26 protein-coding genes are annotated in these 26,809 nt (G+C 30.8%); 5 read left to right on the top strand and 21 right to left on the bottom strand.

Going from position 1 to position 26,809, the window contains the following annotated elements; all coding sequences use genetic code 11:
• Positions 1 to 11: 11 nt before the first annotated feature.
• From AJ930_RS01590 to lepA, 12 genes are all read right to left on the bottom strand, one after another.
• Positions 12 to 1,127, bottom strand: a complete 1,116-nt coding sequence (locus AJ930_RS01590) for an ABC transporter substrate-binding protein (RefSeq protein WP_070274731.1) — start codon at positions 1,125 to 1,127, stop codon at positions 12 to 14.
• A 30-nt stretch (positions 1,128 to 1,157) separates the two neighbouring features.
• Entirely contained in the window at positions 1,158 to 1,592 is a 435-nt protein-coding gene (locus tag AJ930_RS01595) for a c-type cytochrome (protein WP_002853959.1), read from the bottom strand.
• A gap of 8 nt (positions 1,593 to 1,600) precedes the next feature.
• Positions 1,601 to 1,792, bottom strand: a complete 192-nt coding sequence (locus AJ930_RS01600; protein ID WP_002853004.1) for a mini-MOMP protein — start codon at positions 1,790 to 1,792, stop codon at positions 1,601 to 1,603.
• Positions 1,793 to 1,843: 51 nt separating this feature from the next.
• Entirely contained in the window at positions 1,844 to 2,350 is a 507-nt protein-coding gene (locus AJ930_RS01605; RefSeq protein WP_002852919.1) for a YqhA family protein, read from the bottom strand.
• Positions 2,351 to 2,358: 8 nt separating this feature from the next.
• The gene (locus tag AJ930_RS01610; RefSeq protein ID WP_044779196.1) at positions 2,359 to 3,390 is read right to left on the bottom strand and encodes an aspartate-semialdehyde dehydrogenase; all 1,032 of its coding nucleotides are present in this window, start codon (positions 3,388 to 3,390) and stop codon (positions 2,359 to 2,361) included.
• On the bottom strand, positions 3,390 to 4,691 hold the full coding sequence (locus tag AJ930_RS01615) for a sigma-54-dependent transcriptional regulator (protein WP_070210822.1): 1,302 nt from the start codon (positions 4,689 to 4,691) through the stop codon (positions 3,390 to 3,392). Before AJ930_RS01615 ends, AJ930_RS01610 begins: the two co-directional genes overlap by 1 nt.
• A gap of 56 nt (positions 4,692 to 4,747) precedes the next feature.
• On the bottom strand, positions 4,748 to 5,197 hold the full coding sequence (gene flgQ / locus AJ930_RS01620) for a flagellar assembly protein FlgQ (RefSeq protein WP_044779194.1): 450 nt from the start codon (positions 5,195 to 5,197) through the stop codon (positions 4,748 to 4,750).
• Positions 5,173 to 5,688 (bottom strand): flagellar assembly lipoprotein FlgP, encoded by a 516-nt coding sequence (flgP, locus tag AJ930_RS01625; protein WP_002852972.1) that lies wholly within the window; start codon positions 5,686 to 5,688, stop codon positions 5,173 to 5,175. Before flgP ends, flgQ begins: the two co-directional genes overlap by 25 nt.
• Positions 5,689 to 5,751: 63 nt before the next feature.
• Positions 5,752 to 8,343 (bottom strand): DNA topoisomerase (ATP-hydrolyzing) subunit A, encoded by a 2,592-nt coding sequence (gyrA, locus tag AJ930_RS01630; protein ID WP_044779193.1) that lies wholly within the window; start codon positions 8,341 to 8,343, stop codon positions 5,752 to 5,754.
• Between the two features lie 40 nt (positions 8,344 to 8,383).
• Positions 8,384 to 8,959, bottom strand: coding sequence for a ComF family protein (locus AJ930_RS01635; RefSeq protein WP_002880738.1), 576 nt, complete (start codon positions 8,957 to 8,959; stop codon positions 8,384 to 8,386).
• A complete protein-coding gene (gene mapA / locus AJ930_RS01640) occupies positions 8,956 to 9,600 on the bottom strand; it encodes an outer membrane lipoprotein MapA (RefSeq protein ID WP_002861759.1) in 645 nt (214 codons plus the stop codon). The genes AJ930_RS01635 and mapA overlap by 4 nt, the downstream gene beginning before the upstream one ends.
• A gap of 76 nt (positions 9,601 to 9,676) precedes the next feature.
• Complete coding sequence (gene lepA / locus AJ930_RS01645) at positions 9,677 to 11,473, bottom strand: translation elongation factor 4 (protein ID WP_044779192.1); 1,797 nt, start codon at positions 11,471 to 11,473, stop codon at positions 9,677 to 9,679.
• A 125-nt stretch (positions 11,474 to 11,598) separates the two neighbouring features.
• Between lepA and cmeD the strand changes: the two genes are divergently transcribed.
• Genes cmeD through cmeF form a run of 3 tightly spaced genes read left to right on the top strand, consistent with a single transcriptional unit; the run spans position 11,599 to position 16,630 of the window.
• The gene (gene cmeD / locus AJ930_RS01650) at positions 11,599 to 12,873 is read left to right on the top strand and encodes a multidrug efflux RND transporter outer membrane subunit CmeD (protein WP_053872357.1); all 1,275 of its coding nucleotides are present in this window, start codon (positions 11,599 to 11,601) and stop codon (positions 12,871 to 12,873) included.
• Positions 12,870 to 13,610 (top strand): multidrug efflux RND transporter periplasmic adaptor subunit CmeE, encoded by a 741-nt coding sequence (cmeE, locus tag AJ930_RS01655; protein WP_002880742.1) that lies wholly within the window; start codon positions 12,870 to 12,872, stop codon positions 13,608 to 13,610. Before cmeD ends, cmeE begins: the two co-directional genes overlap by 4 nt.
• A gap of 2 nt (positions 13,611 to 13,612) precedes the next feature.
• Positions 13,613 to 16,630: a multidrug efflux RND transporter permease subunit CmeF gene (gene cmeF / locus AJ930_RS01660; protein ID WP_070274732.1), complete on the top strand. Its 3,018-nt coding sequence runs from the start codon at positions 13,613 to 13,615 to the stop codon at positions 16,628 to 16,630.
• 23 nt (positions 16,631 to 16,653) lie between these two features.
• Here the strand turns inward: cmeF and AJ930_RS01665 are convergent, their stop codons facing one another.
• From AJ930_RS01665 to AJ930_RS01680, 4 genes are read right to left on the bottom strand one after another with little or no spacing between them, the layout of a single operon-like run.
• Positions 16,654 to 17,460 carry an adenylosuccinate lyase gene (locus tag AJ930_RS01665; RefSeq protein WP_002861764.1) on the bottom strand — a complete coding sequence of 269 codons (807 nt, stop codon included), beginning with the start codon at positions 17,458 to 17,460 and terminating at the stop codon, positions 16,654 to 16,656.
• Positions 17,461 to 18,180 carry an arginyltransferase gene (locus AJ930_RS01670; protein WP_002870578.1) on the bottom strand — a complete coding sequence of 240 codons (720 nt, stop codon included), beginning with the start codon at positions 18,178 to 18,180 and terminating at the stop codon, positions 17,461 to 17,463.
• The gene (locus AJ930_RS01675) at positions 18,180 to 18,431 is read right to left on the bottom strand and encodes a hypothetical protein (protein WP_002870577.1); all 252 of its coding nucleotides are present in this window, start codon (positions 18,429 to 18,431) and stop codon (positions 18,180 to 18,182) included. Before AJ930_RS01675 ends, AJ930_RS01670 begins: the two co-directional genes overlap by 1 nt.
• A gap of 3 nt (positions 18,432 to 18,434) precedes the next feature.
• Positions 18,435 to 19,880 (bottom strand): acetyl-CoA carboxylase subunit A, encoded by a 1,446-nt coding sequence (locus tag AJ930_RS01680; RefSeq protein WP_002856595.1) that lies wholly within the window; start codon positions 19,878 to 19,880, stop codon positions 18,435 to 18,437.
• 139 nt (positions 19,881 to 20,019) lie between these two features.
• Here AJ930_RS01680 and ftsW point away from each other — a divergent pair, with 139 nt between their 5' ends.
• Together ftsW and murG are read left to right on the top strand one after the other, a co-directional pair.
• Positions 20,020 to 21,183 (top strand): putative lipid II flippase FtsW, encoded by a 1,164-nt coding sequence (gene ftsW / locus AJ930_RS01685; RefSeq protein WP_002853553.1) that lies wholly within the window; start codon positions 20,020 to 20,022, stop codon positions 21,181 to 21,183.
• Entirely contained in the window at positions 21,180 to 22,208 is a 1,029-nt protein-coding gene (murG, locus tag AJ930_RS01690; RefSeq protein WP_070274733.1) for an undecaprenyldiphospho-muramoylpentapeptide beta-N-acetylglucosaminyltransferase, read from the top strand. Before ftsW ends, murG begins: the two co-directional genes overlap by 4 nt.
• On the opposite strand, the gene AJ930_RS01695 is transcribed toward murG, so the two are convergent.
• From AJ930_RS01695 to dcm, 5 genes are read right to left on the bottom strand one after another with little or no spacing between them, the layout of a single operon-like run.
• Positions 22,179 to 23,345: an MFS transporter gene (locus tag AJ930_RS01695; RefSeq protein ID WP_070274734.1), complete on the bottom strand. Its 1,167-nt coding sequence runs from the start codon at positions 23,343 to 23,345 to the stop codon at positions 22,179 to 22,181. The genes murG and AJ930_RS01695 overlap by 30 nt on opposite strands.
• Complete coding sequence (locus tag AJ930_RS01700) at positions 23,338 to 23,949, bottom strand: thiamine phosphate synthase (RefSeq protein ID WP_070274735.1); 612 nt, start codon at positions 23,947 to 23,949, stop codon at positions 23,338 to 23,340. Before AJ930_RS01700 ends, AJ930_RS01695 begins: the two co-directional genes overlap by 8 nt.
• Positions 23,939 to 25,084, bottom strand: a complete 1,146-nt coding sequence (gene thiH, locus AJ930_RS01705; protein ID WP_070274736.1) for a 2-iminoacetate synthase ThiH — start codon at positions 25,082 to 25,084, stop codon at positions 23,939 to 23,941. The genes AJ930_RS01700 and thiH overlap by 11 nt, the downstream gene beginning before the upstream one ends.
• 2 nt (positions 25,085 to 25,086) lie before the next feature.
• Positions 25,087 to 25,854, bottom strand: a complete 768-nt coding sequence (locus AJ930_RS01710) for a type II restriction endonuclease (protein ID WP_070274737.1) — start codon at positions 25,852 to 25,854, stop codon at positions 25,087 to 25,089.
• Positions 25,847 to 26,809, bottom strand: coding sequence for a DNA (cytosine-5-)-methyltransferase (gene dcm / locus AJ930_RS01715; RefSeq protein WP_070274738.1), 963 nt, complete (start codon positions 26,807 to 26,809; stop codon positions 25,847 to 25,849). The genes AJ930_RS01710 and dcm overlap by 8 nt, the downstream gene beginning before the upstream one ends.

Consider the following 26,809-nt stretch of genomic DNA (forward strand, 5'->3'; position numbering starts at 1 on the left):
TATTTTAGTAATTATGGATTTATAATTGTTTTATAATTTTGTTTTTGATTTTGAATTTCTTTAATCACAACAGAACGAATAGCATTACCGCTTTCATCTATGCTAATCACACCACCAACAGCTTGAAAATCTTTAGTTTGATGAATTTTGCTATTAATACATTCGCTGCTAAGATTATCAACGCAAGCATTCATAGCATTCAACATTACAAAATACGCATCAGCTCCCATGGCCGAAAATGCTGGAAGTTCTTTTGTTCCTTTAACTTTCTCATAAGCTGCAACAAAATCTTTTCCTAATTGTGTAGATGGATTGTTATAATCAAAACTATCAGTGAAAACTACTCCATTAACAGCACTTCCGCCAAGATCTATAAAAGTTTGATTATTAACACCATCTCCTGCTGCTAAAAGTTTATCAAAACCAATTTGTCTTGCTTGTCTCGCAATTAAAGCAGCTTCAGGATGATAAATAGGCATATAAACAAAATCAGGCTTTAAACTCTTAAGTTGAGAAACCACAGCTCTAAAATCTTTATCTCCTGAATTAATAACAAGTTTTTTTATAATTTTCCCACCATTATTCTTAAAAGAATTTTCAAAAGCTCTTGCCAAACCTAAAGAATAAACATTGCTTTGATCTATGATGATAACGGCATTTTTAAGCCCTAAATCCTTAGATACATAAGTAGCAAATTTATCTCCTTGAAAACTGTCTTTAAAACAAACTCTACTTGCATATTTCTTTTTATCTAGCAATTTATCTCCAGATGCCACTGGAGCTATTAGAGGAATTTTTTTCTCTTCTGCTATAGAAATAGCTTGAATGGTATTTGGAGTTGTAGCTTCACCAATAATCCCAAAGACTTTATCTGTTGCTATTAAACGATTAACTCCGTTTGAAGTTTCAAGTTTATCTCCTTTTGTATCTATTGTGATAAGTTTAATAACATCTCCATTTGAAAGTTTTGGTTGTAGCTTATTAGCCAGTTCAATTCCGTTAAAAACATCTTGCCCATAAGCTGCCACAGTTCCAGTTAAAGGTAAAACTACTCCTATATTAATATCCTTAGCATATAAGCAATTTACCATAGTTAAAACACTTAAAGTTAAAGTTAGTTTTTTCATAGCATTCCTTTTAATTATAGTTTTTACATTTTATTTTAGAAATATATTATGTTTTGTTTTTTGCGCAGGCTCTTCTTCAAGAAGGTCTTTTACTTGCAAATCAAGAGCAAAATTTCCACCTTTAATATAAGCAATAATATTATCTATATCCTCGTGGCTTAAATTTCTAGCATAAAAAGCCATTTGAGAAGCTGTTGTAGAGCTACTACTATCAAGAGTATAACCTATCAAAGCTCCTTTAATATCCTCAGGAGACATATCTTTTAAAATTCTAGATCCTATAACACTCTTTTCAGCATTATCTCCATGGCAAGTATTGCATTTATTTTGAAAATACAAAGCCTTCGCTTTTTCCATATCATATTGCTTATTTGCATCAAAGGTATAAGTAAAAAATGATTTCAAGTTAATACCAAAAAGCGCAACAACAAATATTGAACTAATAAACAACCATCGTATAATCATGATTTTCCTTATTTTATTGTAATTTCCGTTTGTGTTTTATTTTGATATCTATGTGTTTTTTTATTGTATTTTTTTTCTTTTTTAATATCATAGCGATAACGAACAGTCCCTGAAACTTCTATATCTTTAAAGACTTCATCTAACGGAGCTGCAAAAACAAAATGATTTAAAATCATACCAATTAAAAATATTTTTTTCATTTTTATTCTTTAAACACAAAAAACGATTATATCAAAAAAAGATAATCCTTGTTAATGACCACCTTTATGTAAAAAATAAAGTCCTACACAAAGAGCTAAAATCGATCCAGCAAGAAAAGCCATATCCACAGGAGTAGCAAATTTCATCTGCAAAACCCTTTGAAAGAAATTTACCACTAAGACCATAATGATAACTTTTGCAAGCTTGTCTTTTAATTGATCTAAGCTATGCACCTCTAAAACCTTGCTTTGTTTTGTTTGTTTAAATTCTTCTATTTCGCTGATAAAAAGCTCATAAACTCCAAAAGAAAAAATAAACAAAACTAAAGCCATAAGATAAAGATCAACAGCTCCTATAATTAAAGCCACCACATCCTCATGCAAATCCACATTAGAACCTGCATCAAAAAAATAATTATAAGTATAAAATATAACTTTTAAAACATCATAACTTGCAATAAAAAACAATACAAAAGCTCCAATTAAACCAAAAATTACGGGTAAAATTGTAACAATACGACTTCTAACAAGTAAAGATTCAAATATTTTCTCTAACATTTTTTTCCTTATTTATTTTTTAATTCTAACCATTTTTGTGCAATACGCACAGCATTTGTTGCAGCACCTACACGAATTTGATCTGCCACACACCAAAGATGGAGTGTTTTTTTATCATACACATCAGCACGAATTCTTCCTACATAAGTTTCATTAGTATCGCTAGTCATTAAAGGCATAGGGTATTTTTTATTTTTAGGATCATCTATGACAACAACACTTGGTGCTTTTTCTAAAATTTCTTTAGCTTTTTTTACATCTATTTCTTTTTCAAAATGCATAGTAATGGCTTCGCTATGACTTCTTAAAACAGGCACTCTTACACAAGTTGCCGAAACTTCTAAATTTTTATGTAAAATTTTTTGAGTTTCATTGACCATTTTAAGTTCTTCTTTAGTGTAATCATTATCCATAAAAACATCAATTTGTGGAATAAGATTAAGTGCCAAAGTATAAGGAAAAGTTTGAGGTTCAAATTCATCGAGTTTAAAAGCAAAAAAACTTTGCATGGCTTCGACCAATTCTTGCATTCCTTCTTTTCCTGCTCCACTTGCAGCCTGATAGGTACTTACATCAACACGCTTTAAATTAAATGCATCATTTAAAGGTTTTAAAACTTGTACCATTTGTATAGTAGAACAATTTGGATTAGCAATAATCCCTGTTTTTTTCCAATCTTTAATATCCTCAGGATTGCATTCAGGAACCACCAAAGGAACATCTTTTTCCATTCTAAAATGACTTGTATTATCAATAACAACAGCGCCCGATTCTACTGCAAATTTAGCATATTTTTCACTCACACTTCCACCTGCGCTAAAAAAAGCAATATCAATAGGATTTTCTTTAAATACATTTTCAGTAAGCTCTTTGACTTTATAAGCTTTGCCTTTAAATTCTACTTCACTACCTACACTTTTTGCACTTGCTAAAGGTAAAATACTCTCCACTGGAAAATCAAGTTCATCTAAAACATTTAAAAGCTCTTCCCCAACCGCACCAGTAGCACCCACAATGGCTATTTTTTGTTTTTTTGACATTACTTATCCTTTATTTGATATTTTTTAATTTTTTCATTTAAAATTTTTATATCCATACCTAAAATTTGAGAAGCTTGATCCTTGTCATAATCTACACTTAAAAGAACTTCACAAATCAATTCTTTCTCTAAATTCTTTACATCTTTTTTTATACTTCTAGCTTCTAAGAACAAATCTTCGCTTGAAATTTCATCATCTTCGCTTAAAATACAAGCTCTTTGCACGACGGATATTAATTCTCTAATATTACCAGGAAAATCATATTCAAGTAAAGCATTTTTAGCTTCTTGGCTGAGCTGTTTTTTCTTAAAATCATATTCTTTGCAAGTATCTTCTAAAACCTTTTGAGCTATACCTAAAATTTCTTCTTTACGCTCTCTTAAAGGCGGGATATTAATAGGAACAGTGTTTAAACGATAATATAAATCTGAACGAAATTCGCCATTTTTTATTTTTTCATCTAAATTTGCATTAGTTGCACTGATAATTCTTACATCTATTTTTATGTTTTTCGTACTTCCAAGTCGTGTGATTTCTTTTTCTTGCAAAGCTCTTAAAAGTTTGGCTTGAATTTCATAAGGCATTTCGCCAATTTCATCTAAAAACAAAGTACCCTCATTAGCCATTTCAAAAAGCCCTATTTTAGTTGCATTGGCATCGGTAAAAGCACCTTTTTCAAAACCAAAAAGCTCACTTTCAATCAAATTTGCAGGAATGGCTGCCATATTAATAGCAACAAAAGGCTTATTAAAGCGTTTAGAATGAGTGTGAATATAACGAGAAAATACCTCTTTTCCTACTCCACTCTCTCCAAAAAACATTACAGAGGCATCAGTTTTAGCCGCTTTTTGACTTAAATTTAGTGTTTTTTCTAAATTAGGAGAAGTTGAAAAAAAATCTTTATTTTCTTCTTTTTTTTCATTTTTTTTGCTTTTTTTATCGGCTGTTTTTTCTCTTATGATTTTAGCACGCTTAATAGCCTCGACTAAAGTATCAACATCAAAAGGCTTGGTTAAAAAATCTTTTACTCCCAAACGAACCGCTTCTATAGCACGGTTTAAAGTAGCATTTCCTGTCATAATAATAAAATCATATTTATTTTCACAGGCTTTAACAAATTCTATGCCATCAATTCCTGGCATATTAATATCTGTAATAATCAAATCTGTATTCTCATCTATTTTTTTTAAAGCTTCAGTAGCAGATTTATAAGATTTAATATTAAATTCTTCATACTCTGCTAATGCAATTTCTAAGGATTTGCGCATATTAATATCATCTTCTACTATGACTAAATTCATCCTAAGCCTTTTAAAAAATTTCTGCTATAGTATCGAATTTGCGCTTAATTTTGAATTTACTTTTTTTTAAGATAATAAATTATCGCATTTTGTTCGCCAAATTCCACGGTAAAACGCAAAGGTAAAATTTTAATATAAGTTTCACTTTGAGCACGTAATAAGTCGGTATTAACAATATCCTTAACACTGATTTTAGCTCCTATAAAGCAATCACTTAACTCATCTTTATGAGAATTTAAAAAATTAAATTTAATTGTTTTTAGCATATTATCATCAATTAATCCTAAAGAAGTTCGAGGTAAAACTTTTAAATCTTGATCACTATAAGAAATTTCACATACCCATTGTTCTTCAATATTTTCGCTTTGCGTCATTGCTAAGGATAAATTTTGATTTTGATGAAAGAGAATGAAATTTTTACTAGAAAGCTCTGCCCAAAAAATAAATTCATCTTGGGCAAAAAGCTTAAAGCTAAGAAAAATTAATAAGCAAACAATTCTTTCCACTTGTCTGCATCGATTTTAAGTTCTAAGTTTACTCTATAAAGCCCTTGATTAAAATTCTCATCAATAATACTTGCATTTTTTATCAAACCATTTACTTGCGCAGTAATAGTTGAACTTCTAAGCATTGCATCTTTTACAGTGTCTTTACCATTCACTTTCACACCATAAAGCTTACTTGCAAGCTGTCTGTAAGCATCGGTAATCGCTGCTCTTTTTGCTAAAGCTAGGGCTTGAGCAGTAGAAACTGTATTCATCGGAGCAATCCCTTCACCAACTGCTGTAAAACTAAGTTCCGTTTCGCTAGCATCTGGAGCCAACATTTTTTCTTCTCTGATAATATCACGCACATCATCTTTATCGACTTTTTGCACGATAACATCTTGAGATGGAGCAGTGCTATTTGCACTTGAATTTTTAGTTGCACTGTTTGCACTTGGTACACAACCAGCGAAAATTCCTGCTATTGCTAGCATAAAATAAATTTTTTTCATTTTTACACCTTCAAAATATTGTAATTAGTAAAATAAAAAGCAATAAGCGTTCCAACTTTAAACTTATTGCAAATCTAAACCAAAGTTTTCATCGCTTAACTCATCCTCATCATTTTCCTCTTTAGGACACTTAGCGATGCTAACCACCTCGTCATTTTCCACATTAACCACGATGACGCCACTTGTATTACGCCCTGCCTTTCTAATGCTTTGCATATCAACACGTATCATCTTGCCTGAACTTGTAAGAGCCATCAAATCCATAGTTTCATCTACTATAACTACGCTAATAAGATCTTTGGTTTTTTCTGTAAGTTTCATACAAATTACACCCTTACCACCTCTGCTTTGCAATCTATATTCTCCAGCATTGGTGCGTTTTCCTATACCTTTTGCGCTTATGCTTAAAATTTCTTGCTCATCATTTTCTATAACAACTGCACCTACTAATTCGTCATTTTTCTCTTTAAACTTAATAGCCGTCACCCCACGACTTACACGACCGATTTCACGTACTTTAGCAAGTGGGAATTTGATACACATACCTTTTTTGGTTACTGCAAAGAGCATTTTACCTTGTGTGCTTACACTCTCTTCATTTTCAAGATTTTCATCATCTAAATTTTCAATTTCTTGATTTTCTAAATTTTCTTCACCACCACTGACAAAAATTTCATCTTCATCTCTTTGAACAATAATAGCAGTTACCAACTCATCATTTTCATCCAAGTTGATCGCTCTAACTCCTACACTTCTGATATTTTGATATTCACTCAAATTTGTACGCTTTACAATACCATTTTTAGTAAAGAAACATAAAGATTTACTCTCATCAAAATCCGTGGTTGGAATAATAGCCATGATTTTTTCTTCAGCTTGTAAATTAATAAGATTTACCACTGCTTTTCCTTTAGCCGTTCTTGAGCCTTCAGGAATTTTATAAACTTTAAGCCAATAAAGCTGTCCACGATCTGTTACAAACATAAGCGTATCATGTGTATTTGCCGTAAAGAAACTTTCTATAAAATCATCATCATAAGTCGTAACGGCTAATTTTCCTTTTCCGCCTCGTTTTTGCTTTTCATATTGTTTACTAGGCACACGCTTAATATAACCACGATGGGTAATAGTTACAACCATATTTTCATTAGGAATCAAATCCTCAATATCAATATCATCATAATCATCTTCAATTTGAGTAATACGTGGCACATCAAATTTACTTCTAATTTCTTTTAATTCATCGCGAATTAAATTTTCAAGCAAGGTTTCACTTTTTAAAATTTCTTCAAGTCTTGCAATTTCTTTCATTAATTCTGCAAGTTCATTTTCGATTTTTTCTCTTTCAAGTCCTGTTAAACGACCTAGTTTCATATCTAAAATAGCATTGGCTTGAAGCTCACTAAGACCAAATTTAGCTACCAAAGAATCTCTTGCGGTATTATTATCAGAACTGTTTTTAATTAAAGCAATCACTTCATCTATATTATCAAGTGCAATTTTAAGACCTTCTAAAATATGAGCTCTTGCTCTTGCCTTTTGAAGTTCAAAAATCGTTCTTCTAATAATAACTGTTTTTCTATGGGTTAAGAAAAGATTTAAAAGTTCTAACAAAGAGAAAATTTTAGGTTCTTTATTGTGAATTGCCAACATAATCACACCAAAAGTACTTTCCATAGTGGTAGATTTAAATAGATTATTTAAAACAATTTCACTCATAGCCTCACGTTTAAGCTCTATAACAACGCGGATTCCTTCTTTATTGCTCTCATCTCTTACTTCAGATATTCCTTCAATTTGCTTTTCTTTAACAAGCTCTGCAATCTGCTCTATAAGCCTAGCTTTATTGGTTTGATAAGGAAGCTCATCTATAACAATAACATCTTTATTTGTCCTTTTTTCAATATGAGTTTTAGCTCGCACTTTCACACGACCACGCCCTGTGCGATAAGCTTCTATAATACCTTTTTTACCATAAATTATTCCACCTGTTGGAAAATCTGGGCCTTTAATAAACTGCATAATCTCTTCTAAGCTTGCATCTTTATTATCAAGCAAATATAAAAGCCCATCTATCAACTCATTTAAACTATGAGGCGGGATGTTTGTCGCCATACCTACAGCTATACCACTTGAACCATTTAATAATAAATTTGGAACCCTAGAAGGTAAAACATCAGGTTCACTTTCTGAACCATCATAATTTGGAACAAAATCGACCGTATCTTTATCTATATCTTTTAAAAGCTCATGAGAAAGTTTACTCATTTTTGCTTCAGTATAACGCATCGCAGCGGCGCTATCACCATCTATAGATCCAAAGTTGCCTTGTCCTGTAATACTTGGATATCTCATAGAAAAATCTTGAGCCATTCTAACCAAAGCATCATAAACTGCTGTATCTCCATGTGGGTGATAACGACCTATAACAGCACCCACTATACGGGCTGATTTGACAAAATCTGTTCTACTTTTTGCCTCATCATTTTGCATAGCATATAAAATTCTTCTATGAACAGGCTTTAAACCATCTCTTGCGTCAGGCAAAGCACGACCTATAATAACACTCATAGAATAGTCTAAATAACTACTTTTTATAGAATTTTCTATATCTACAAGTTCAATATCAGAATCTTTGCTAAAAATATTCTCCATAAAAATCCTTCTATTAGTTCAAAGTTTTGATTATAGCATATTAAACTTTTGCATCAGCTAAAACAAGAGCAAAAAGTACAGAAATTTTATTTTCTTCTAAAACTTTTTTAGCTTCCAAAAGGCTAGAACCAGTTGTTACAATATCATCTACTAAAATTACAGGTTCGTGAATGGTTTTTAAGAGTTTGTAATTTCTTTTATGTTTTTGACGAAATTCTAAACTTTTTCCAGAATATTTAATATGATTTTGTGCTTTTAAAATATTAAAAACAGGTTTTACAAATTTTGTTTTAAGATATCTAGCTAAAATAGCAGAATGTGAATAAAGCATATCTTCAACCTTATCATCTAAAGCTATAACATTAATTGTCATTCTAGGATCAAAAAAATCTTTAAATTTTGCAAAACTTAATTTAGCAAGCATTTTATAAACGAAATAACCATAAAAATAATGTTTAGAGTGAAGCAAGTGTTGTATTTCATGGTATTTATAAAAAGAATAGACTTTGAAATTATTATCAAGCTTTCTTACATTTAAGGAAAATTCAGAAAGCTCTAGCTCACATAAATCACAAAAGCAAAGCAGAGCAAAAGCTCCGCAATTTATACACCTCAAAGTTCAGAGATTAAACTAGCTGCTTTATTTGCCATTTGTTTTATTAACAAATGAGTATAAAAAGTTGTTTCTTTTAGATCATCGAAACCTTGTACATCTTGCTTGGTGCGGATTGTAAATTTCTTATTTTTGTTTATATCGCTAACTTGTAAAACTCCTACTAGTTTTGAATGTAATCCTGTAGTATCTTGAGTTGCTCCATAAGATATAAATTCTAAATCAATCTTACTCACATAAGGTGAATTTTGATCGTTATTGTCAAGCACAACTATTCCTCTAGCTTCAAGTTCTTGTTTTAAATAAGTATAAAATACCGCATTAAAATTCACATCAACAAATAACTTTTTCCCTTTAGCATTTAAAACTTTTTGTCCTTCTTTTAAATCATAAAATCTATGCAAATAAACCTTTTTTAAAGCAATACCAGTGTCTAAAGTGCGTTTATTGGCACAACATTGAATTCCAACATCGCTAATGTATAAAAGCCCTTTAATCTTTGCTTCAAAGCCATCAGGACTTTCGCAAGAACTGCATTGAGAATTTCTAGAAATTTGATTAACTTGAGCAAAAGTATCTTGTTTAGTTGCACAAGCACTCAAAAATAAAATAGGCACTATAAAAATCAAAAATTTTTTAAACATTTTTTCTCCTTAGAAAATTATTTTAAAATTGTATTAAAAATACAAGCAAATTTCAAGCCAAGTTTTAAATTTATCATCAATCTATCTTTAAAACACTCAAAAAAGCTTCTTGAGGTAAATTTACCTTACCTATAGCTTTCATTCTTTTTTTACCTTCTTTTTGCTTTTCTAAAAGCTTTCTTTTTCTAGTAATATCCCCACCATAGCATTTTGCTGTCACATTTTTACCCATGGATTTAACAGTCTCCCTTGCGATGATTTTATTTCCAATACTTGCTTGAATGGCCACTTCAAAAAGCTGTCTAGGAACTATTTCTTTCATAGCGCTAACAAGCTCTCTTCCTTTACTTTGTGCTTTCTCATTAGGCACGATAATGCTTAGCGCATCAACATTTTCACCCGCCACTTTAATATCAAGTTTTACCAAATCCCCTACTCTAAATTCTATAGGTTCATAATCAAAACTCGCATAGCCTTTTGTTAAGGACTTTAATTTATCATAAAAATCCATCACAATCTCATTTAAAGGTACATCATATTCTAGCAAAACACGCTCAGGTGTGATATAGTCCATTTTAACCTGTATTCCTCTTTTGCGATTTAAAAGAGTGATTAAATTCCCTAAAAATTCACTTGGAGTAATGATAGTGGCTTTAACATAAGGCTCTTTTATATGATCGATTTTATTAACAGGAGGAAGCTCGCTAGGATTTTGAATTTTAACAAGTTCTCCATCGGTTTGATAAATTTCATAAGTCACAGTTGGAGCTGTAGCAATTAAATCAAGATTAAATTCTCTTTCAAGTCTTTCTTTGATCACTTCCATGTGTAAAAGTCCTAAAAACCCTACCCTAAAACCAAAGCCTAAAGCCAAAGAAGTTTCAGGCTCATAGGTAATAGAACTATCGTTAAGTTTTAGCTTATCTAAAGCATCTCTTAAATCTTCAAATTTATCCGTTTCTATAGGATAAAGTCCTGCAAAGACAAAAGCTTTAGCCTTTTCAAAACCGCCTATGGCTTCTTTAGCCTTGTTTTTTACTAAAGTAATAGTATCGCCTACTTGTACATCACCTACAGTTTTAAGCCCTAAAACCACCACGCCTACTTCACCTGATTGTAAAGATTGAGTTTTAATTGGGCTTAAAGGATGAGGATAAAAAAGATCTTGAACTATATGTTTTTTATCCGTACTCATGACTAAAACTTCATCATTTTTAGCAATACTTCCTTCATAAATCCTAACTAAAGCCAAAGCACCCAAATAATTATCAAACCAAGAATCATAAATTAAAGCCTTAGTAGGAGCTTCATCATCTGTTTTTGGTGCAGGGATTTTAGTAATAATTGTTTCTATAAGCTCTTTTATACCCACTCCTGTTTTTGCACTCACGCAAATGGCGTCTTTACAATCTATGCCTATAATATGCTCGATTTCATGCTTGACTTTTTCAATATCAGCATTAGGCAAATCGATTTTATTAATCACAGGAATGATTTCAAGATTATTTTCAAGCGCTATATAAACATTAGCTATAGTCTGTGCTTCAACACCTTGAGAAGCATCTACTACAAGTAAAGCCCCTTCACAACTTGCCAAAGAACGACTCACTTCATAAGAAAAATCCACATGGCCAGGAGTATCAATAAGATTTAAAACAAAATTTTCGTTATTAAATTTATAATTTAAACGCACCGATTGTGCTTTTATAGTGATACCACGCTCTTTTTCTATATCCATAGTATCCATAACTTGTGAACTCATCTGCCTATCACTAATAGCACCACACTCGCTAATAATCCTATCTGCAAGAGTAGATTTTCCATGATCTATATGAGCTATAATAGAAAAATTTCTAATATTTTTTACCGACAAAATTTCATCCTAAATATAAAATTTTAAAGCTAGGATTTTAACAAAATTTATGTTTAAAACAAATAAATTTTATTTTATATAAAAAACTTCAATTGAAATTTATATAAAGCATACTAAAATATCAAATGTTTGAAAAATATTTAAAATCAGCTATGTTTTTAGCTCTTTATCCCTTAGCAATGTTAGCTTCTAATTTGCACGAATTTATAGCACTAAGTCAAAATAACGAATCCTATCTCATTAAACAAATGCAAAGCGAACAAGCAAATTTGGACAAAGAACAAGCTTTTAGAAATTACCTACCCTCTCTTGGTCTAAACTCAGCTTATGTAGCCAACAATAAAGATCGCTTCATTATCGATCCACAAGAAAGTTTATTTGCTAAAGTTTCTCTTAATTTTTTGCTTTTTGATGGGGGTGCTAGAGAGGCCAATTTAAGGGCTTTAGAAAGCAAAGAAAAATTAAGCCTTTTAGACAAAGAACAAAGCAAAAATTACCTTGCCTTAAATGCAATCACACTTTATTTCAACACCCTAAGTCTTGAAAAAATTTTACTAGCCAATCAACAAAAAGTAGCTTTTTTAAAATCAACTTTTGAAAGATTGCAAAAATTTTACGATGCAGGACTTAGCCCTAAACATGAACTTGAAAGCATTAAAGCCAAATATCATTTAAGCTTATTAGAGCTCAGTCAAAATGAATTAAAACTTGCCAATATACAAAAAGAGATTAAAATTTTAAGCGATACAGATTTTAAAGTGCAAGGGAATGCTTTTTTAGAAAATCCGCAACAAGAAAAAAGTCAAAACTATGAAGTAATGATAGCTAAAGAACAAATCAATCTTGCTAAAGAAAGTGTAAATTTAGCAAAAGCTGAATATTTTCCAAAATTTTATATTCAAGATAATTTTAACTTTTATAAAAACAATTATAATCCAAAAGTTCCGGCTCCTTTTGCAAATTTAGCGGATCAATTCTTAGAAAAATATTCTCAAGGTAATCAGTTTATTTTAGGTATGGAATGGAAAATTTTTGATTTCAATGCAAGGGCTAAAGAAGTTGAAAAAGAGCGTTTAAACGTTCAAATAGCCAATGCAAACGCAAGGTTTAGTGAGAGAAAAAATAAAGAAGAATTAAATTATTTAGACAAAAGTTTAAAAGTTTTACAAGAACAAATTTTAGCTCTTAATCTTAGCTTAAATGCTGCAAATTTAGCTTTTGAAAGTGTAGATAAAAAATACCAAGCAGGACTTGTTTCTTATGTGGAATATCTTCAAGCTTTAGAGGCTAAATTTAAAGCACAAAGCGATTTAGAGCTTGCTAAAAATGAATTTGAAATTACTAAAGCAAATTATTATTTTAATGCAGGTATAGATCTTAATTCAAAGGTTAAAGAATGAAAAAAATTCTATTTTTACTTCTTGCTTTTAATTGCGCCTTTGGCGAAGAAATTTATGCAAGTTTCAATGTAGAAGCATCAAAACAAAGTAAACTTGCCCTTGAAAGCATAGGTTTAGTTCAAAAAATTCCTGTAGAAATTGGACAAAAAGTCAGCAAAGGAGAACTTTTACTTGCTCTTGATCAAGAAAGTGAAAAAATAGCTCTTCAAAATGCCCAAAATTCTTATCAACTTGCTCTTGTAGAATACGAAAATACCAAAAGCAAAATGCAAAAAATCAAAGCTGTAGAAAATGTTATAGACAAACAAAGCTATGAAGATATGAAAGCTAAGTTTGATGCAGCTAATTTAAATTTAAACAAAGCAAAAATCAATATAGCTTATTATAAAAATATCATGACAAAAAAAGAATTGCGCGCACCTTATGATGCTATTATCGCAAATAAATTTATACAAGTGGGTGAAGGAGTAGGAGGAGTAGCTCAACCTTTAATAGAAATTTTTTCCTATCCACAAAGCAAACTGATTTTAAGTTTTGATGAAAAATACAAAGATAAAGTTAAATTAGGCGATGATTTCTTTTACAAAATCGATCAAAATGGTGCAGAATTGAAAGGAAAAATCAGCCTTATCTATCCAAGTATAGAAGTAAAAACAAGAAAAATTTATGCTGAAGTGCAAACTACAAATTTAACACCAGGGCTTTTTGGCGAAGGTAGAATCATCACTAAAGATTAAAAATGTTTAAACTAGCTATAAACCGACCAATTACTGTGCTAATGTTTTTCTTAGCTCTTATGATTTTTGGGCTAATCTCTGCTTTTAGCATGAGTGTAAATTTATTTCCTAATGTTTCCATACCTCTTATAAAGATTACAAGCAAGGTAAATGGGGATTTAAATTTCGTAGAATCAAAAATCACTAAAGAAATAGAAAATGCTCTAAGTGAGATTGATGGAGTAAAGACCATAACCTCAGCTGCGTATGATAATTTTAGTGTGAGTGTAGTCGAGTTTAAACTAGGTAAAAATCTTGAAGTAGCTGCTAATGATGTGCGTGATAAAATAGGAACTTTAAGCCTACCTTCTAAGCCTGAAATTGAAAAAATCAGCTCAGATTCTGGTTCTGCTATTTCGCTTTTTTTATATTCTAAAGATAAATTACAACTCATGCGCGAAATCAATGATAAAATAAAACCTTTTTTGCAAAGAGTTGAAGGAGTAGGTAAAATCGAAGCTAAGGGTTTTTTAGAACCCCAAATTCGCATAGAATTAAAACCAAATGAACTTAGAAAATACAATCTTAACGCCCTTGATGTAGCAAATATCATCAAAAGTCAAAATTTTAAACAAGCCCTAGGCGAACTTAATAACAATCGAGATAACTATATCATCAAAGGCTATTTTGAAGCCACAAATTTAGAAGAACTTAGCAATCTTCGCATAAAAACAGGAGTATTTTTAAGCGATATTGCTAATATTTCAAGCCTTTATGAAGATGAAAAACAAAGTGCTTTATACGAAGGTAAAGAAGGGGTGCTTTTAGAACTCGGAAAAATCACAAATTATAACACCCTTGAAATGATTAAAAATGTCAAAAATGCCTTGCCTATTTTAGAAAAACAAATTCCAAAAGATATAAGCATTAATGTGCTTTACGATAAAAGCTTAAATATCCACAAGCATCTTTCTCAAGTGATTTTTGATATGGTTTTGGGGATTTTTCTAACCCTTGTAATTGTATTTTTATTTTTAAGAAATTTAAGTGCAACTCTCATTGCTTGCATAGCTATACCTACTTCTATCATTTCAACTTTTTTTATTATCGATCTTTTAGGCTATGATTTAAACCGCTTAACTTTCATAGCTTTAACCTTAAGCATAGGAATTTTTATCGATGATGCTATAGTAGTGATTGAAAATATTGCTAAAAAACTAAAAACTTATCCGCCTTTACAAGCTGCTTTTTTAGGTATCAACGAAATAGGTTTTAGCGTTTTAAGCATCAGTATAGTTTTACTTTGTGTTTTTATCCCTATTTCTTATATGAACTCTATACCAGGGCTTTTTTTCAATGCCTTAGGCATAAGCGTTGCAAGTGGGATAGTGATAAGCTTTTTGGTTTCTGTATTTTTAATACCTAGTATTGGAGCAAGATTTTTAAATCCAAAAGAAAGTAAGTTTTATGAAAAAACAGAAGTTTTTTTTGAAAAAATAGAGCAAAAGTATGAAAATTTACTCTATAAAATTTTACAAAATAAAGCAAAATTTATCCTAGCCACTCTTGTTTTTGTAGGGCTTTCTTTTGCTTTAGCTACCCGTATAGGACTTGATTTTTTACCTATGGAAGATGATAGCGAAATTCAAGTTTTACTTGAAAGCAAAAAGGATTTAAGTTTAGAAGCCATGAAAGAAAAAAGTTTAAATTTGCTTGAAAAAATCAAAAATGATAGCAATGTCAAATACGCTTTTTTACTTGTAGGCTATGATGATGCCAAAGATGCTACAAAGGCTAAAATTTATGTTAAACTTAAAAATTTAGACGAAAGAAATTTAAGACAAAGTGCTATAGTAAGTTTATATCGTCAAAAATTTCAAGATGAAAGTTTAAAAATCAAAATTTTAGAACTTCCAAAGATAGAGGGTGCAGGCATTGATGATCCCGTGCAGTTTTTAATCTTAGGAGATGATTTAAACACTCTAAAAGAAGCTGCTTCTCGAGCAAAAGAAATTTTAGGCACTAATGCACGCATTGTAGATATAAGCGACAATGCTAATGCTACAAAAGATGAAGTAGCCTTACACATCAACAAAGAAAAAGCTAAACTTTTAGATGTCAATCCTGAATATATCGCTGGGGTTTTAGGGTATTCTTTTTCGCAACTTAGCGTAGGAAGTATGGATAGAGGCAATTCAAAAGATGATATTATCCTAAGTTTTGCTCCAGAATTTAAAAAAGACATAGAAGCTTTAAAACGCATTAGTATTAAAAACAACCAAGGTGTAAATTTAGAACTTTCAAGCGTGGTGGATTTTATATACAGTAAGGATTTAAAAACTATCAATCGTTACAATAAAAACCGCTCTGTGAAAATCACAGCTGGAGTAAATGATCTTTCCTTAGGAGCGGTGCAAAAACTTTTACTAGATAATATGGATAAAATTTTAAATAATAATGCAAGTCTTAGCTATGCTTTTTCAGGCTTTATCAATCTTTTAGGTGAAACCGTGCAAGGTTTTGCTATGGCAGTAGTACTTGCTTTTGTTTTAATTTATCTTGTTTTAGCCGCACTTTATGAAAGTTTTATTCTGCCTTTAATCATCATGATAACCATGCCTTTAGCCTTTGGCGGAGCTTCTATAGGGCTTTTTATCACGGGGCATAATTTTTCGCTTTTTGTACTTATTGCCATCATCTTACTTTTTGGTATGGTGGGGAAAAATGCTATTTTGCTTGTGGATGTAGCTAATAAAAAATGTCATGAAGGTTTAGATCCCGATAAAGCTCTTTTAATCGCTGGAAAATCACGCTTAAGGGCTATATTGATGACAACTTTTGCTATGATTTTTGCCATGCTCCCACTCGCTCTTTCAAGGGGTGCGGGCTATGAAGCTAATTCTCCTATGGCAATAGCCATTATCTTTGGACTTATAAGTTCGACCTTGCTTACCTTACTCGTAGTACCTGCACTTTTTAAATTTTGTTTTAAGCTAGATAGCAAATTAAGAAAAATTTATGAGAGAGAAAAATTAAATTAACCAAAATGATTAATTTAATTTTTTTAAGTATTATTCTTATAAAGCGCTTTTAAGTTATCATAGGCAATTTGTATTTTTTCAAATTGCTCTCTTGCGTAAGCTTTTTCTATTGCACTTTTTCCTTGATGAAAATCAGGATGATAAAGTTTTACCAAAATCAAATATTTTTGTCTGATTTCACTAAGATCATTTTGCGGAGTACATTCTAAAGTATTAAAATAATTACTAAAAAGCTTAGCTAAAGCATTAAATTTCCATTTCATATTTTCTTTATTGTGAATATTTTGGCGAAATTTTTTATACTCTTCTCGGTCAACTTCAAAATTCACGCAATATTTTAAATGCTCGCTCTCATCTGCAAAAGCTTCAAAAAGTTCAAGAGTATTCTCGTTTTTATATTCTAAAATTAGAATATTTGTCATTTCATTATATTCTATATTATGATCTTGAAAATAATTTCTTATATAGGTAACAAATAATTTTTCATTAGAGCTTAACTTCATCAAAATTCTACCCGCAGCAAAATCAATCTTGATAAACAACATAGGCTTAAGCATATTATTTTGCTCAAAATTTAATCTAAAAGTTTTAAAATGAGCATCTTGTAAATTCTCTATACCTTCATTTGTACTTTTGCGATATTTTTGATCTAAAACTTTTAAGAAATAACGACGCTGTGGAATTTCATTTTCTTCAAAAAAAGAAAAAATTTTATTTTTTCGTCCTATGACCTTTGTGAAATTTTTAGTAATCAAGTCTTTAAAATACTGAAATACGCTAATATCATCTGTATTAACATTGATAGTTTCTAAAGTTTGCACGATTTGCATCTATTTCTCCCATAAAACCTCATTTTCAAAAAGCTCTTTAGTGCCTTTTAAAATTTCATTGGGTGTATAATCGGCTTTATAAGATAAAGATTGACACTTTTTTACAAAATACCCAAGATAAATATAATCTAAGTTCATTTTTTTAGCTATTTGTATTTCATTGAGCAAAGAAAATTTACCCAAAGAAAAATACGAAAAATCAGGATCATAAAAACAATAAATGCTTGAAATTCCATCCTCTAAAATATCAATCAAATCAACACAAACGAGCTTATCTTCTATATAAAATGCAAGCTCATATCCAAAATTCATAAAACCATCGACATAAAGATTATAATACTGCTTAAAGCTTAAATCATAACGCTTCCAGTTCTTTTTTTCTTCCATAAAACGATGGTATTTATCATATAAAAACAAATGTTCATTGCTTAAATTGGGTGTTCTAAGCATAACTTTGGTGTTAATATTTTTATTTATAACCCTTCTTTCACTTTTTGAAAAATTATATTCATTAACTAAAATTCTAAGACTTAAACATTCATCACAATCTTTACAAATAGGGCGTGAAAAATACCTACCAAAACGACGCCAACCTCGTTTTATTAGCCCATTATTGATTTCTTTAGGGCAATTTTCAATGTATTTATACTCTATTCTTGAGCGTTTATCTTTTAAGTAAGGACACTGATCTTCAAGAGTACAAAAACCAATCTCAAGCATTAAATTTTCTTAATATCTGCATTTTTGATAAATTCGGAAAATTCATCCTGTAGTTTTTCTTGCTTTAAGAAAATTTCTTGCATTTCCTTATCTATGTTTGTTTCTTGATTTTTTTCGCGAATATCTTTAGCTAGTTTTTCTAAATTTTTTACACTTGCACCACTCTTGCTTGATTTCTTCGCTAATTTTGGAGTATTGGCGTTAGCTTGCATTTCTTTTTTAATACTTTTAAGACTGTCTAAAAAATCCATCTATTATTCTCTACTTTCTCGTATTTTTTTAAGCGTAGCAGCTATTGCAGCTATAACTTCTTCTTTATTTTCTTGATGACGATCTTCTGTTTTTTCTAATAATTCTTGCATATGTGTTTCTATGAAAGAGGTGTCTAAATACCCTCTTCTAAATTCTCTTGTTTTTGTAATAGCAATTAAAAATGGTATTGTTGTTCTAATATCATCAATCACAAATTCCTTCAAAGCACGCTCAAGTTTATTAACCGCTAAATCATAACTTGTTGCTTTAATAATAAGCTTTGCAAGCATGGAATCATAATAAGGCGGTACAGTATAGTCTTTATAAATATGACTATCAACCCTAACAGATGGTCCAAGAGCTGGGTAGTATTCTCCTATTTTTCCAGGACTTGGAATAAAATTTTTCCATACATTTTCAGCAGTAATTCTAGCTTCAATAGCAAAACCCCTAGGTTTAATATCGCTTTGTTCTAAGTCCAAAATTTCTCCTGCTGCAATACGAATTTGTCTTACAATAAGGTCAATACCTGTAATTTCTTCAGTAATTGGATGCTCAACTTGAATTCTTGTATTCATTTCCATAAAATAAAAGCGATTGTAATCATCAAGCAAAAACTCTATAGTTCCAGCATTTGTATAACCTACAGCCTTAGCAGCTGCCACAGCTGTAACACCCATGGTTTTTCTAAGATTATCTGAAATTCCAGGGCAAGGCGCTATCTCAATTACCTTTTGATGTCTTCTTTGGATAGAACAATCCCTTTCACAAAGATGGATAATATTTCCGTAGTTATCTCCTAAAATTTGAAATTCTATATGCCTAGGATTAACTACATATTTTTCCATAAATACTTCATCATTATTAAAGTATGTTAAAGCTTCTCTTTTGCAAGATTCAAAGGCATTTTCAAGATCTTGTTCTTTATGAACAACGCGAATTCCGCGTCCACCTCCACCACCTGAAGCTTTTAAAATAACAGGATAACCAATCTTCTCAGCAAAAATTTTAATTTCTTCCATGCTATAGGAATTTAATTTTTCAGTCCCTGGAACAATAGGTATGCCATTTTTAGCCATTAACTTACGAGCGATATTTTTATTTCCCATCTTATGGATTACTTCAGATTTTGGACCTATAAAAATAATTCCAGCATCTTCACAAGCCTTAGCAAATTCGTAATTCTCACTTAAAAATCCATAACCAGGATGGATCGCATCAGCACCACAAGCCTTAGCAATCTCGACAATACGAGCAACATCTAAATATCCTCTTATAGCATCCGTTCCTATGCGATAAGCCTCATCTGCAATTTTTACATGCAAACATTCACGATCAGGCTCTGTAAAAACTGCAACACTTTTAATATGTAAATCTCTACAAGCACGGATTACTCTAACAGCTATTTCAGCTCTATTTGCTATGAGAATTTTATGGATTTGATTCATAATTTGCCTTTTTTGTTATATTTTTATTGTTAATTTTAGCAAATTTTCCTTACAAAAACTTAGCAAAAAATTTAATTTATTTTAGTTATAATAAAACTTTTTAAAATTTTAATTCCAATAAAGAAAAGTTATAATTATAATGGTTGCTGATAAAAGATTATTTTATTTAAGTTGTATTTTAATCACCATAGGAATAGTATTTTCATACTCTCTTACAGCTTTTACTGTTCTTTTTCTTGACTATAGCGAGTTTCATTTTTTTATTCGTCAGCTTTTTTTTGGAATTAGTGGCATACTTATAATGTTTTTTATTTCTCGATTGGATCCTGATAAAGCACTTTCTAAAAAAATTATTTTAGCTATTTTGATTATTTCTTTTATCTTTATTATCATTTTACCATTTTTACCTTCTGCATTAGCAACAGCTAGCGGAGGAGCTAAACGCTGGATACGCTTAGGCCCACTCTCTATCTCTCCTGTGGAATTTTTTAAAATAGGATTGATTTATTTTTTAGCATGGAGCTATACAAGGCGTATTGATGATAGCAAAAAAGCTATCAGACACGAGGCTTTAATTCTTCTACCTTATTGTATCTTAGCTTCTATAGTTATAGGATATATTTATATCACTCAAAATGATTTAGGACAAAGCGTAATTTCTTTCTTTTTGATTCTAGCTTTAGCTTTTTTTGCAGGAGCTAGTAAAAGGCTTTTTGCTTTTGGAACTTTAATCATTATGATGATAGGTATAATGGTAATTTTTAGCAACCAAAGAAGAATTCAAAGAATCGCTTCTTGGTGGGGGAATATACAAGATGCTTTTTTACCTATGCTTCCTGATTGGCTAGCAAATGCTTTGAGAGTAAGTAGCAACAGCGAACCTTATCAGATTTCGCACTCTTTAAATGCTATAGCCCATGGAGGAATGTTTGGTGAAGGCCTAGGACTTGGAACTTTTAAATTAGGCTTTTTAAGTGAAGTGCATACTGACTTTGTTCTTTCAGGAATTACTGAAGAAATAGGACTCTTAGGTCTTGGAGTTATTTGCTATATTTATCTTTGGATGATTTTAAGAATTTTTAGAATTGCAGGAAGATGCGAAGCTAAACAAGATTTTATTTTTTGTTCAGGCATAGCCTTACTTTTACTTTTTTCTTTCTTTATGAATGCTTTTGGTATTATTTCTCTTACTCCACTAAAAGGTGTAGCGGTTCCACTTTTAAGCTATGGAGGAAGTTCAATGTGGGCAATTTGCATAGGCATAGGATATGTATTAATGATTTCAAAAAAGGTTAAATTATGACAATAGCTTTAACAGGTGGCGGAACTGGAGGGCATTTAGCCATAGTGCGTTGCTTATTAGAAAGTGCGATTAAAAAAAATATAGAATGTATATATATAGGCAGTCAAAATGGTCAAGATAAAGCTTGGTTTGAAAATGAAGTACGCTTTAAGGAAAAAATTTTTTTAAGCTCTAAAGGAGTGGTTAATCAAAGCAAATTTGGCAAAATCAGTTCTTTACTCCACACCTTAAAACTCTCCAAAGATTGTAGAGAAATTTTTAAAAAATACCACATCCAAGCCGTTTTTAGTGTAGGTGGATATAGTGCAGCTCCTGCATCTTTTGCGGCTTTATTCTCACATTTGCCTCTTTTTATACACGAGCAAAATTCAAAAAGTGGCTCTTTAAACATGCTTTTAAAACCTTTCGCTACAAAATTTTTTAGCGCCTTTGAAAAAGAATTTAGTCCTTATCCTGTGGCAAATAAATTTTTTGATAATGCTAGGACTCGCACAGAATTAAAAAATATTATTTTCCTAGGAGGATCACAAGGAGCTAGTTTTATAAACGAACTAGCTTTAAATCTCGCCCCAAAGCTTCAAGAACAAAATATCAAAATCATCCATCAATGTGGAAAAAATGATTTTGAAAAATGCAAAAAACACTACCAAAGCTTAAATATCCAAGCTGATGTTTTTGACTTTAGTTCAAATTTGGAAGAAAAAATGAAAAATGCAGATCTAGCTATATCAAGAGCAGGTGCAAGCACCCTTTTTGAACTTTGTGCTAACACCTTGCCTGCTATTTTCATACCTTATCCTCATGCAGCTAAAAATCATCAATACTTTAATGCTAAATTTTTACAAGATCAAGCTTTATGTCAAATTTTCACGCAAGATTCGATCAATCTTGATGATTTTTTCAAAGCAATGTTAAAACTTAACTTAGAAGATATTTCCACAAGATTGCAAAATATAGCACAAAAAAATGGTGGGGATATTTTACTAGAAAAAGCACTATCTGATAACTTGGCTTTTATACGATAAATATCCAAAGATATTTACCAAAATCCCTACAAAAATCAACATCAAAATAGCAAGTGAAAAATTCTCAAATTTATCATGTAAAAAGCCTATAATCCACTGCCCTTGTGCTGCGATTAAATACCCAAAACCTTGAGCTAAAGCAGAAAGTCTCGCTGCTATTTGAGCATTAGAGCTTTTTTGTGCGATAAAAAGCAATGCAATACCAAAAACCCCACCCCATGGAAAGCCCATGATAAAAGCACTAATAATAATAGAAGTTTTACTATCAAAAACAAAAAGCATGGCAAAAGCGATTACATACATACTACATAAACTTGCTATATAAGGAGTATGTAATTTTTGCCTTAATTTTCCTAAAAGCAATGGGCCAAAAAGGGACACTGGGGCTGCAACAAGCTGAGCAAAAAGAACCATATTTGTAGCGAATTCTTTATCAAAACCTTTTTCTACAACGATTTGAACATACCAAAAAAACAAAGAATAAGCTAAAAAACTTTGAAATCCCATAAAAAGAGTGATCTTCCAAGTGGTTGCATTTGTAAAAAGATTGATTTTTTTAGAACTTTTTTTCTTAGCACGAAAAAATCTACCATTTTTGGCTTGAGGATAATAAACCACCAAAGCTACAAAAGAAAAAATCGCCCAAAAAAACATAGCACCTGCTAAATCAAACACGCTAAGTAAAGGTATAGCTAAAGCTACCCCTGCTATAGAAGAAATACTTAAAATAAGACTATAAACCCCCATCATACTTGCTATTTTTTTAGGAAATTTTTCTTTAATAAAACTAGGCAATAAAACATTAGCGATTGCTATACCACAACCTATGCCTAACATACCCAAAAATAAGCCATATATCCCTGTATAAGAACGCAAAATTTCGCCAATAAAGATCAAAAAAATCCCCACGATAATAGCCCTAATAGGTGAAAAATATCCCACTATAAAAGAAATACTTCCAAAGGCTATCAAAGGTAAACTTGTAAGCACTCCTGCGAAAGTAGAATTTAACCCATACGCATCTTTAATCACATCTATTATAGGTCCTATAGCGGTAATAGGAGCACGCAGATTAAAAGCTACAATCACAACGATGAAAAAATTAAGCCAAAAAATCTTTTTTTGAATACTACTCATAAGATAATCTTTCTTTGCAAACTTGGATATATGTTTTTAAATCTTTTTCTTTCATTAAAATTTCACGCATACAAACGCCTGCTATATTTATATCTTTAAAATTTTCCATATTTTGAGCATTGATACCGCCTATAGCATAAAGTGGAATTTGACTAAATTCAAGCAGAGATTTTAAAAAATCAAGCCCTTTAGGTTCTAAACCCGCCTTACAAGAACTTTCAAAAATATGCCCTACAAAAGCATAATTTACCTTATAACTCATCGCCTCTAAAAGCTCTTCTTTACTATGGACTGAAGTGCCAAGTATATGAAAACATTTTATTAATTTAGGCTCTTTTCTTAACAAAGAAAGCGGTGCGTGAAAATAACGATGTCCCAATTTTAAACAAACCTTATCAAAAGAATGCAAAAAACAAGTCACTTTTTGCTTTGTGCAAATGCTTAAAACTTCTTTTGCTAAATCATAATACTCAAACTCGCTTAAATCTTTTTCTCTTAAAACTATAGCATCTACCTTAGCCTTAGTAAGTTTTTCAATCTGCTTTAAAAAGTCTATTTGCACACATTTTCTATCGCTTATAGCAATGATTTTTTTATCCCACATAAATACTATCGCTCATCACAGCTTGCAAATTTGATCTTTTAAGCATAGCTAAAATTTCATCCACACTCCTATCATCTGAAATTTCAAACTGCTCATCACCCTTTTTCTCGCCCTTATGTTCACCTATGCCCACACTCACTCCTGCACTCATTTTAGTAGCACCAAGCTTGATAACCTCATCTCTAAAACCTATTCTTTCACGACTTGAAATGGTAATACCCGCGAAAGGCAAAAAGAGTCTATAAGCACAAAGTACTTGTAAAAGGCGTTTTTCACTCACATCTTTAGGATGAATTTTAGCATTATTGATAATAGGTCTTAAACGTGGTACTGAAATAGAAATTTCAGCATGCGGATAAGCTTGTTGTAAAAAATGCGCATGAAGTGCCGTAGCAAGGGCATCTTTTCTAAAATCATCTATACCCAAAAGTGCCGCAAAAGCCACTCCACGCATACCCGCTTTTAAAGCTCTTTCTTGAGCATTAAAGCGATAAGGAAAAATGCGTTTTTCACCACCTAAATGAATTTTAGAATATTTTAAAGGATTGTAAGTTTCTTGAAAAACAGTCACATAATCACAACCCTTTTCATGTAAAATTTTATATTCTTCCACATTCATAGGATAAATTTCAACGCCTACAACCTTAAAATACTCTCTAGCAATCTTGCAAGCATTTGCTATATATTCTACACTTGCAAACTCCCTACCCTCACCTGTTAGCATTAAAATTTCTTCTAAACCACTTTTAGCAATAGCTTGCATTTCTTCGTGAATTTCAACTTCACTTAGCTTAGCTCTTGCGATTTTATTACCTTTTTGAAAACCACAATAAACACATTTAGAATTACAATAATTTGACAAATAAAGTGGGGTAAAAAGAGAGATAGAATTTCCAAAATATTTTTGCTTGACTTTGGCAGATTTAAAGGCTAATTCTTCTATGAAATCTTCTGCCGCACTTGAAAGCAAGGCTTTTAAATGCTCTATGTTTAAATGCGTTTGATTTAAAGCATTTTTAACATCTTTAGCGCTAAATTGACTCTCATCATAACTTTGAACTTGGGTTAAAACCTTGTTTAAAATTTCGCTTTTTATTTCCTGCATATGAGGTAAATACTGCATATAATCTTGCATGATCAATCCCTTTTAATAATTTCAGTAAATAATTCACAAGGATTAATTTTAAATTGCAACATATTTGCACTCATTCTTCCGTTATCTCCACCTTTTCTTTGCATAGTAATCTTACCGATTTTTAAACTTCCCCTATCCGTAATAAGTACTTCCCCGCTATAAAAATTTATCACTTCATTAATAGGTTTTAAAAGCCATTTTAAATCTTGTTTTTCAATCTTTAAAATCACTAAAAACCATTCGCTAGCAAATTGTCCTCTACCTTTTAAAATATCATTAACAACCAAGGCTTGATTTTTAATAAAGAAGTTTATAACCTGCTCTTGCTCTTCTTTTGTGAATTCAGTTAAAAACATTCTTCTTTTATCTTTAGGATTTTTTATTTTTGGACTTTTTTCACCCGTAAAATATTGTAAAATCTCCAAAAGCTCACTAGGAAAATTCCACAATTCATTATAATTTTTTAGCCATCTCTTATCAACTTGATTAAAGCCTTGTGGATTTGATACTAATTTTACTTGTATATTTTGCACATCTTGCAAATTCTGTAATTTAATTTGAACTAAAATAACAACTTGAACATCAGCTTTAAAGCTCCCTTTAATTTTTTGTGCTTTGACATTTTGGATATCGTTTATATTGTAATTCATAGCTTTTAGCCAAGATTGTGCCAAAGTATCATTTTGCCAATTATTAAAAGTATTAACTACGAAATTTTCATTTTTAAAACCGTTTTTAGCTGTATTTGAACCAAGCTCTACCTTATTCATCAATTTGCTCCCTTAAACTTTTAGCAATATATTCTATTACATTAACACTCATTGCATTGCCACATTGTCTTAATATATCGCTTTGTTTTATATTTTTTATTTTATCTTCTAAATTATTTATTTTTCCAAAACCTTGAAGTTTTAATGCTTCAATCTTGCTTAAGATATAGAGATTTTTATTATAAACATATAAAATTCCTTGCCTATCTCTTCTAAGTGTTGGAATTTTATCTTGATAACATCTTAAATCACTTTGTCTAGTATCTAGTATCAAAAAATCATTTTTTAATAATTCTTCTAAACGAAAACGATTTTTATTGTATTTATTTTGTAAATATCTTAAAAAAGTTTCATATTTGTTTTTATTTAAAATATTCTCATCATTAGGATTTAAAAAATCTTTTATGTTAGGCTTTTTTTCTTCTTTAAAATCAAATTTAAAAATCTTATTTAAAGATTTTTTTATTCCTATAAAATAAACCCTTTCTCTGCTTTGAGCCAAAGAAAAATCAAGACTATTTAAGAGCTTTGTGCTTACTTCATAATCTAAAGACTTTAAAAGTTCTAAAATTTTTTGAAATGTTTGCCCTTTATCGTGATTTAATAAACCTTTTACATTTTCAAGTATAAAAAAATTAGGTTGTTTTATCTTTAAAATATCCGCTAAATAAAAAATAATCTGTCCTTTTTCTTTATTATCCAAACCTTCTCTTTTACCAACGATACTAAAACTTTGACAAGGAAAACCACTAATTAATAAATCAAAATCAGGTAAAATTTCAGGATTAATTTTAGTTAAATCACCTAATTCAAGCTCATTTTTAGTATCAAACAATCTTTTATAAGTTTTTATAGCAGCCTTGTCAATCTCACTAAAAGCTATACAAGTAAATCCCGCTTTTTCCAAGCCAAGTCGCCCACCGCCAATACCGCTACAAAAATCTATAAATTTCAT

Source organism: Campylobacter sp. BCW_6871, from assembly GCF_001762325.1.
Classification (GTDB): domain Bacteria; phylum Campylobacterota; class Campylobacteria; order Campylobacterales; family Campylobacteraceae; genus Campylobacter_D; species Campylobacter_D jejuni.

Coding starts and splice junctions, on each gene's coding strand:
- AJ930_RS01590 (WP_070274731.1), bottom strand. CDS start 1,127: ATGAAAAAACTAACTTTAACTTTAAGTGTTTTAACTATGGTAAATTGC.
- AJ930_RS01595 (WP_002853959.1), bottom strand. CDS start 1,592: ATGATTATACGATGGTTGTTTATTAGTTCAATATTTGTTGTTGCGCTT.
- AJ930_RS01600 (WP_002853004.1), bottom strand. CDS start 1,792: ATGAAAAAAATATTTTTAATTGGTATGATTTTAAATCATTTTGTTTTT.
- AJ930_RS01605 (WP_002852919.1), bottom strand. CDS start 2,350: ATGTTAGAGAAAATATTTGAATCTTTACTTGTTAGAAGTCGTATTGTT.
- AJ930_RS01610 (WP_044779196.1), bottom strand. CDS start 3,390: ATGTCAAAAAAACAAAAAATAGCCATTGTGGGTGCTACTGGTGCGGTT.
- AJ930_RS01615 (WP_070210822.1), bottom strand. CDS start 4,691: ATGAATTTAGTCATAGTAGAAGATGATATTAATATGCGCAAATCCTTA.
- flgP (WP_002852972.1), bottom strand. CDS start 5,688: ATGAAAAAAATTTATTTTATGCTAGCAATAGCAGGAATTTTCGCTGGT.
- gyrA (WP_044779193.1), bottom strand. CDS start 8,343: ATGGAGAATATTTTTAGCAAAGATTCTGATATTGAACTTGTAGATATA.
- mapA (WP_002861759.1), bottom strand. CDS start 9,600: ATGTTTAAAAAATTTTTGATTTTTATAGTGCCTATTTTATTTTTGAGT.
- cmeD (WP_053872357.1), top strand. CDS start 11,599: ATGTTTGAAAAATATTTAAAATCAGCTATGTTTTTAGCTCTTTATCCC.
- cmeE (WP_002880742.1), top strand. CDS start 12,870: ATGAAAAAAATTCTATTTTTACTTCTTGCTTTTAATTGCGCCTTTGGC.
- cmeF (WP_070274732.1), top strand. CDS start 13,613: ATGTTTAAACTAGCTATAAACCGACCAATTACTGTGCTAATGTTTTTC.
- AJ930_RS01665 (WP_002861764.1), bottom strand. CDS start 17,460: ATGCAAATCGTGCAAACTTTAGAAACTATCAATGTTAATACAGATGAT.
- AJ930_RS01670 (WP_002870578.1), bottom strand. CDS start 18,180: ATGCTTGAGATTGGTTTTTGTACTCTTGAAGATCAGTGTCCTTACTTA.
- AJ930_RS01675 (WP_002870577.1), bottom strand. CDS start 18,431: ATGGATTTTTTAGACAGTCTTAAAAGTATTAAAAAAGAAATGCAAGCT.
- AJ930_RS01680 (WP_002856595.1), bottom strand. CDS start 19,880: ATGAATCAAATCCATAAAATTCTCATAGCAAATAGAGCTGAAATAGCT.
- ftsW (WP_002853553.1), top strand. CDS start 20,020: ATGGTTGCTGATAAAAGATTATTTTATTTAAGTTGTATTTTAATCACC.
- murG (WP_070274733.1), top strand. CDS start 21,180: ATGACAATAGCTTTAACAGGTGGCGGAACTGGAGGGCATTTAGCCATA.
- AJ930_RS01695 (WP_070274734.1), bottom strand. CDS start 23,345: ATGAGTAGTATTCAAAAAAAGATTTTTTGGCTTAATTTTTTCATCGTT.
- AJ930_RS01700 (WP_070274735.1), bottom strand. CDS start 23,949: ATGTGGGATAAAAAAATCATTGCTATAAGCGATAGAAAATGTGTGCAA.
- thiH (WP_070274736.1), bottom strand. CDS start 25,084: ATGCAAGATTATATGCAGTATTTACCTCATATGCAGGAAATAAAAAGC.
- AJ930_RS01710 (WP_070274737.1), bottom strand. CDS start 25,854: ATGAATAAGGTAGAGCTTGGTTCAAATACAGCTAAAAACGGTTTTAAA.
- dcm (WP_070274738.1), bottom strand. CDS start 26,809: ATGAAATTTATAGATTTTTGTAGCGGTATTGGCGGTGGGCGACTTGGC.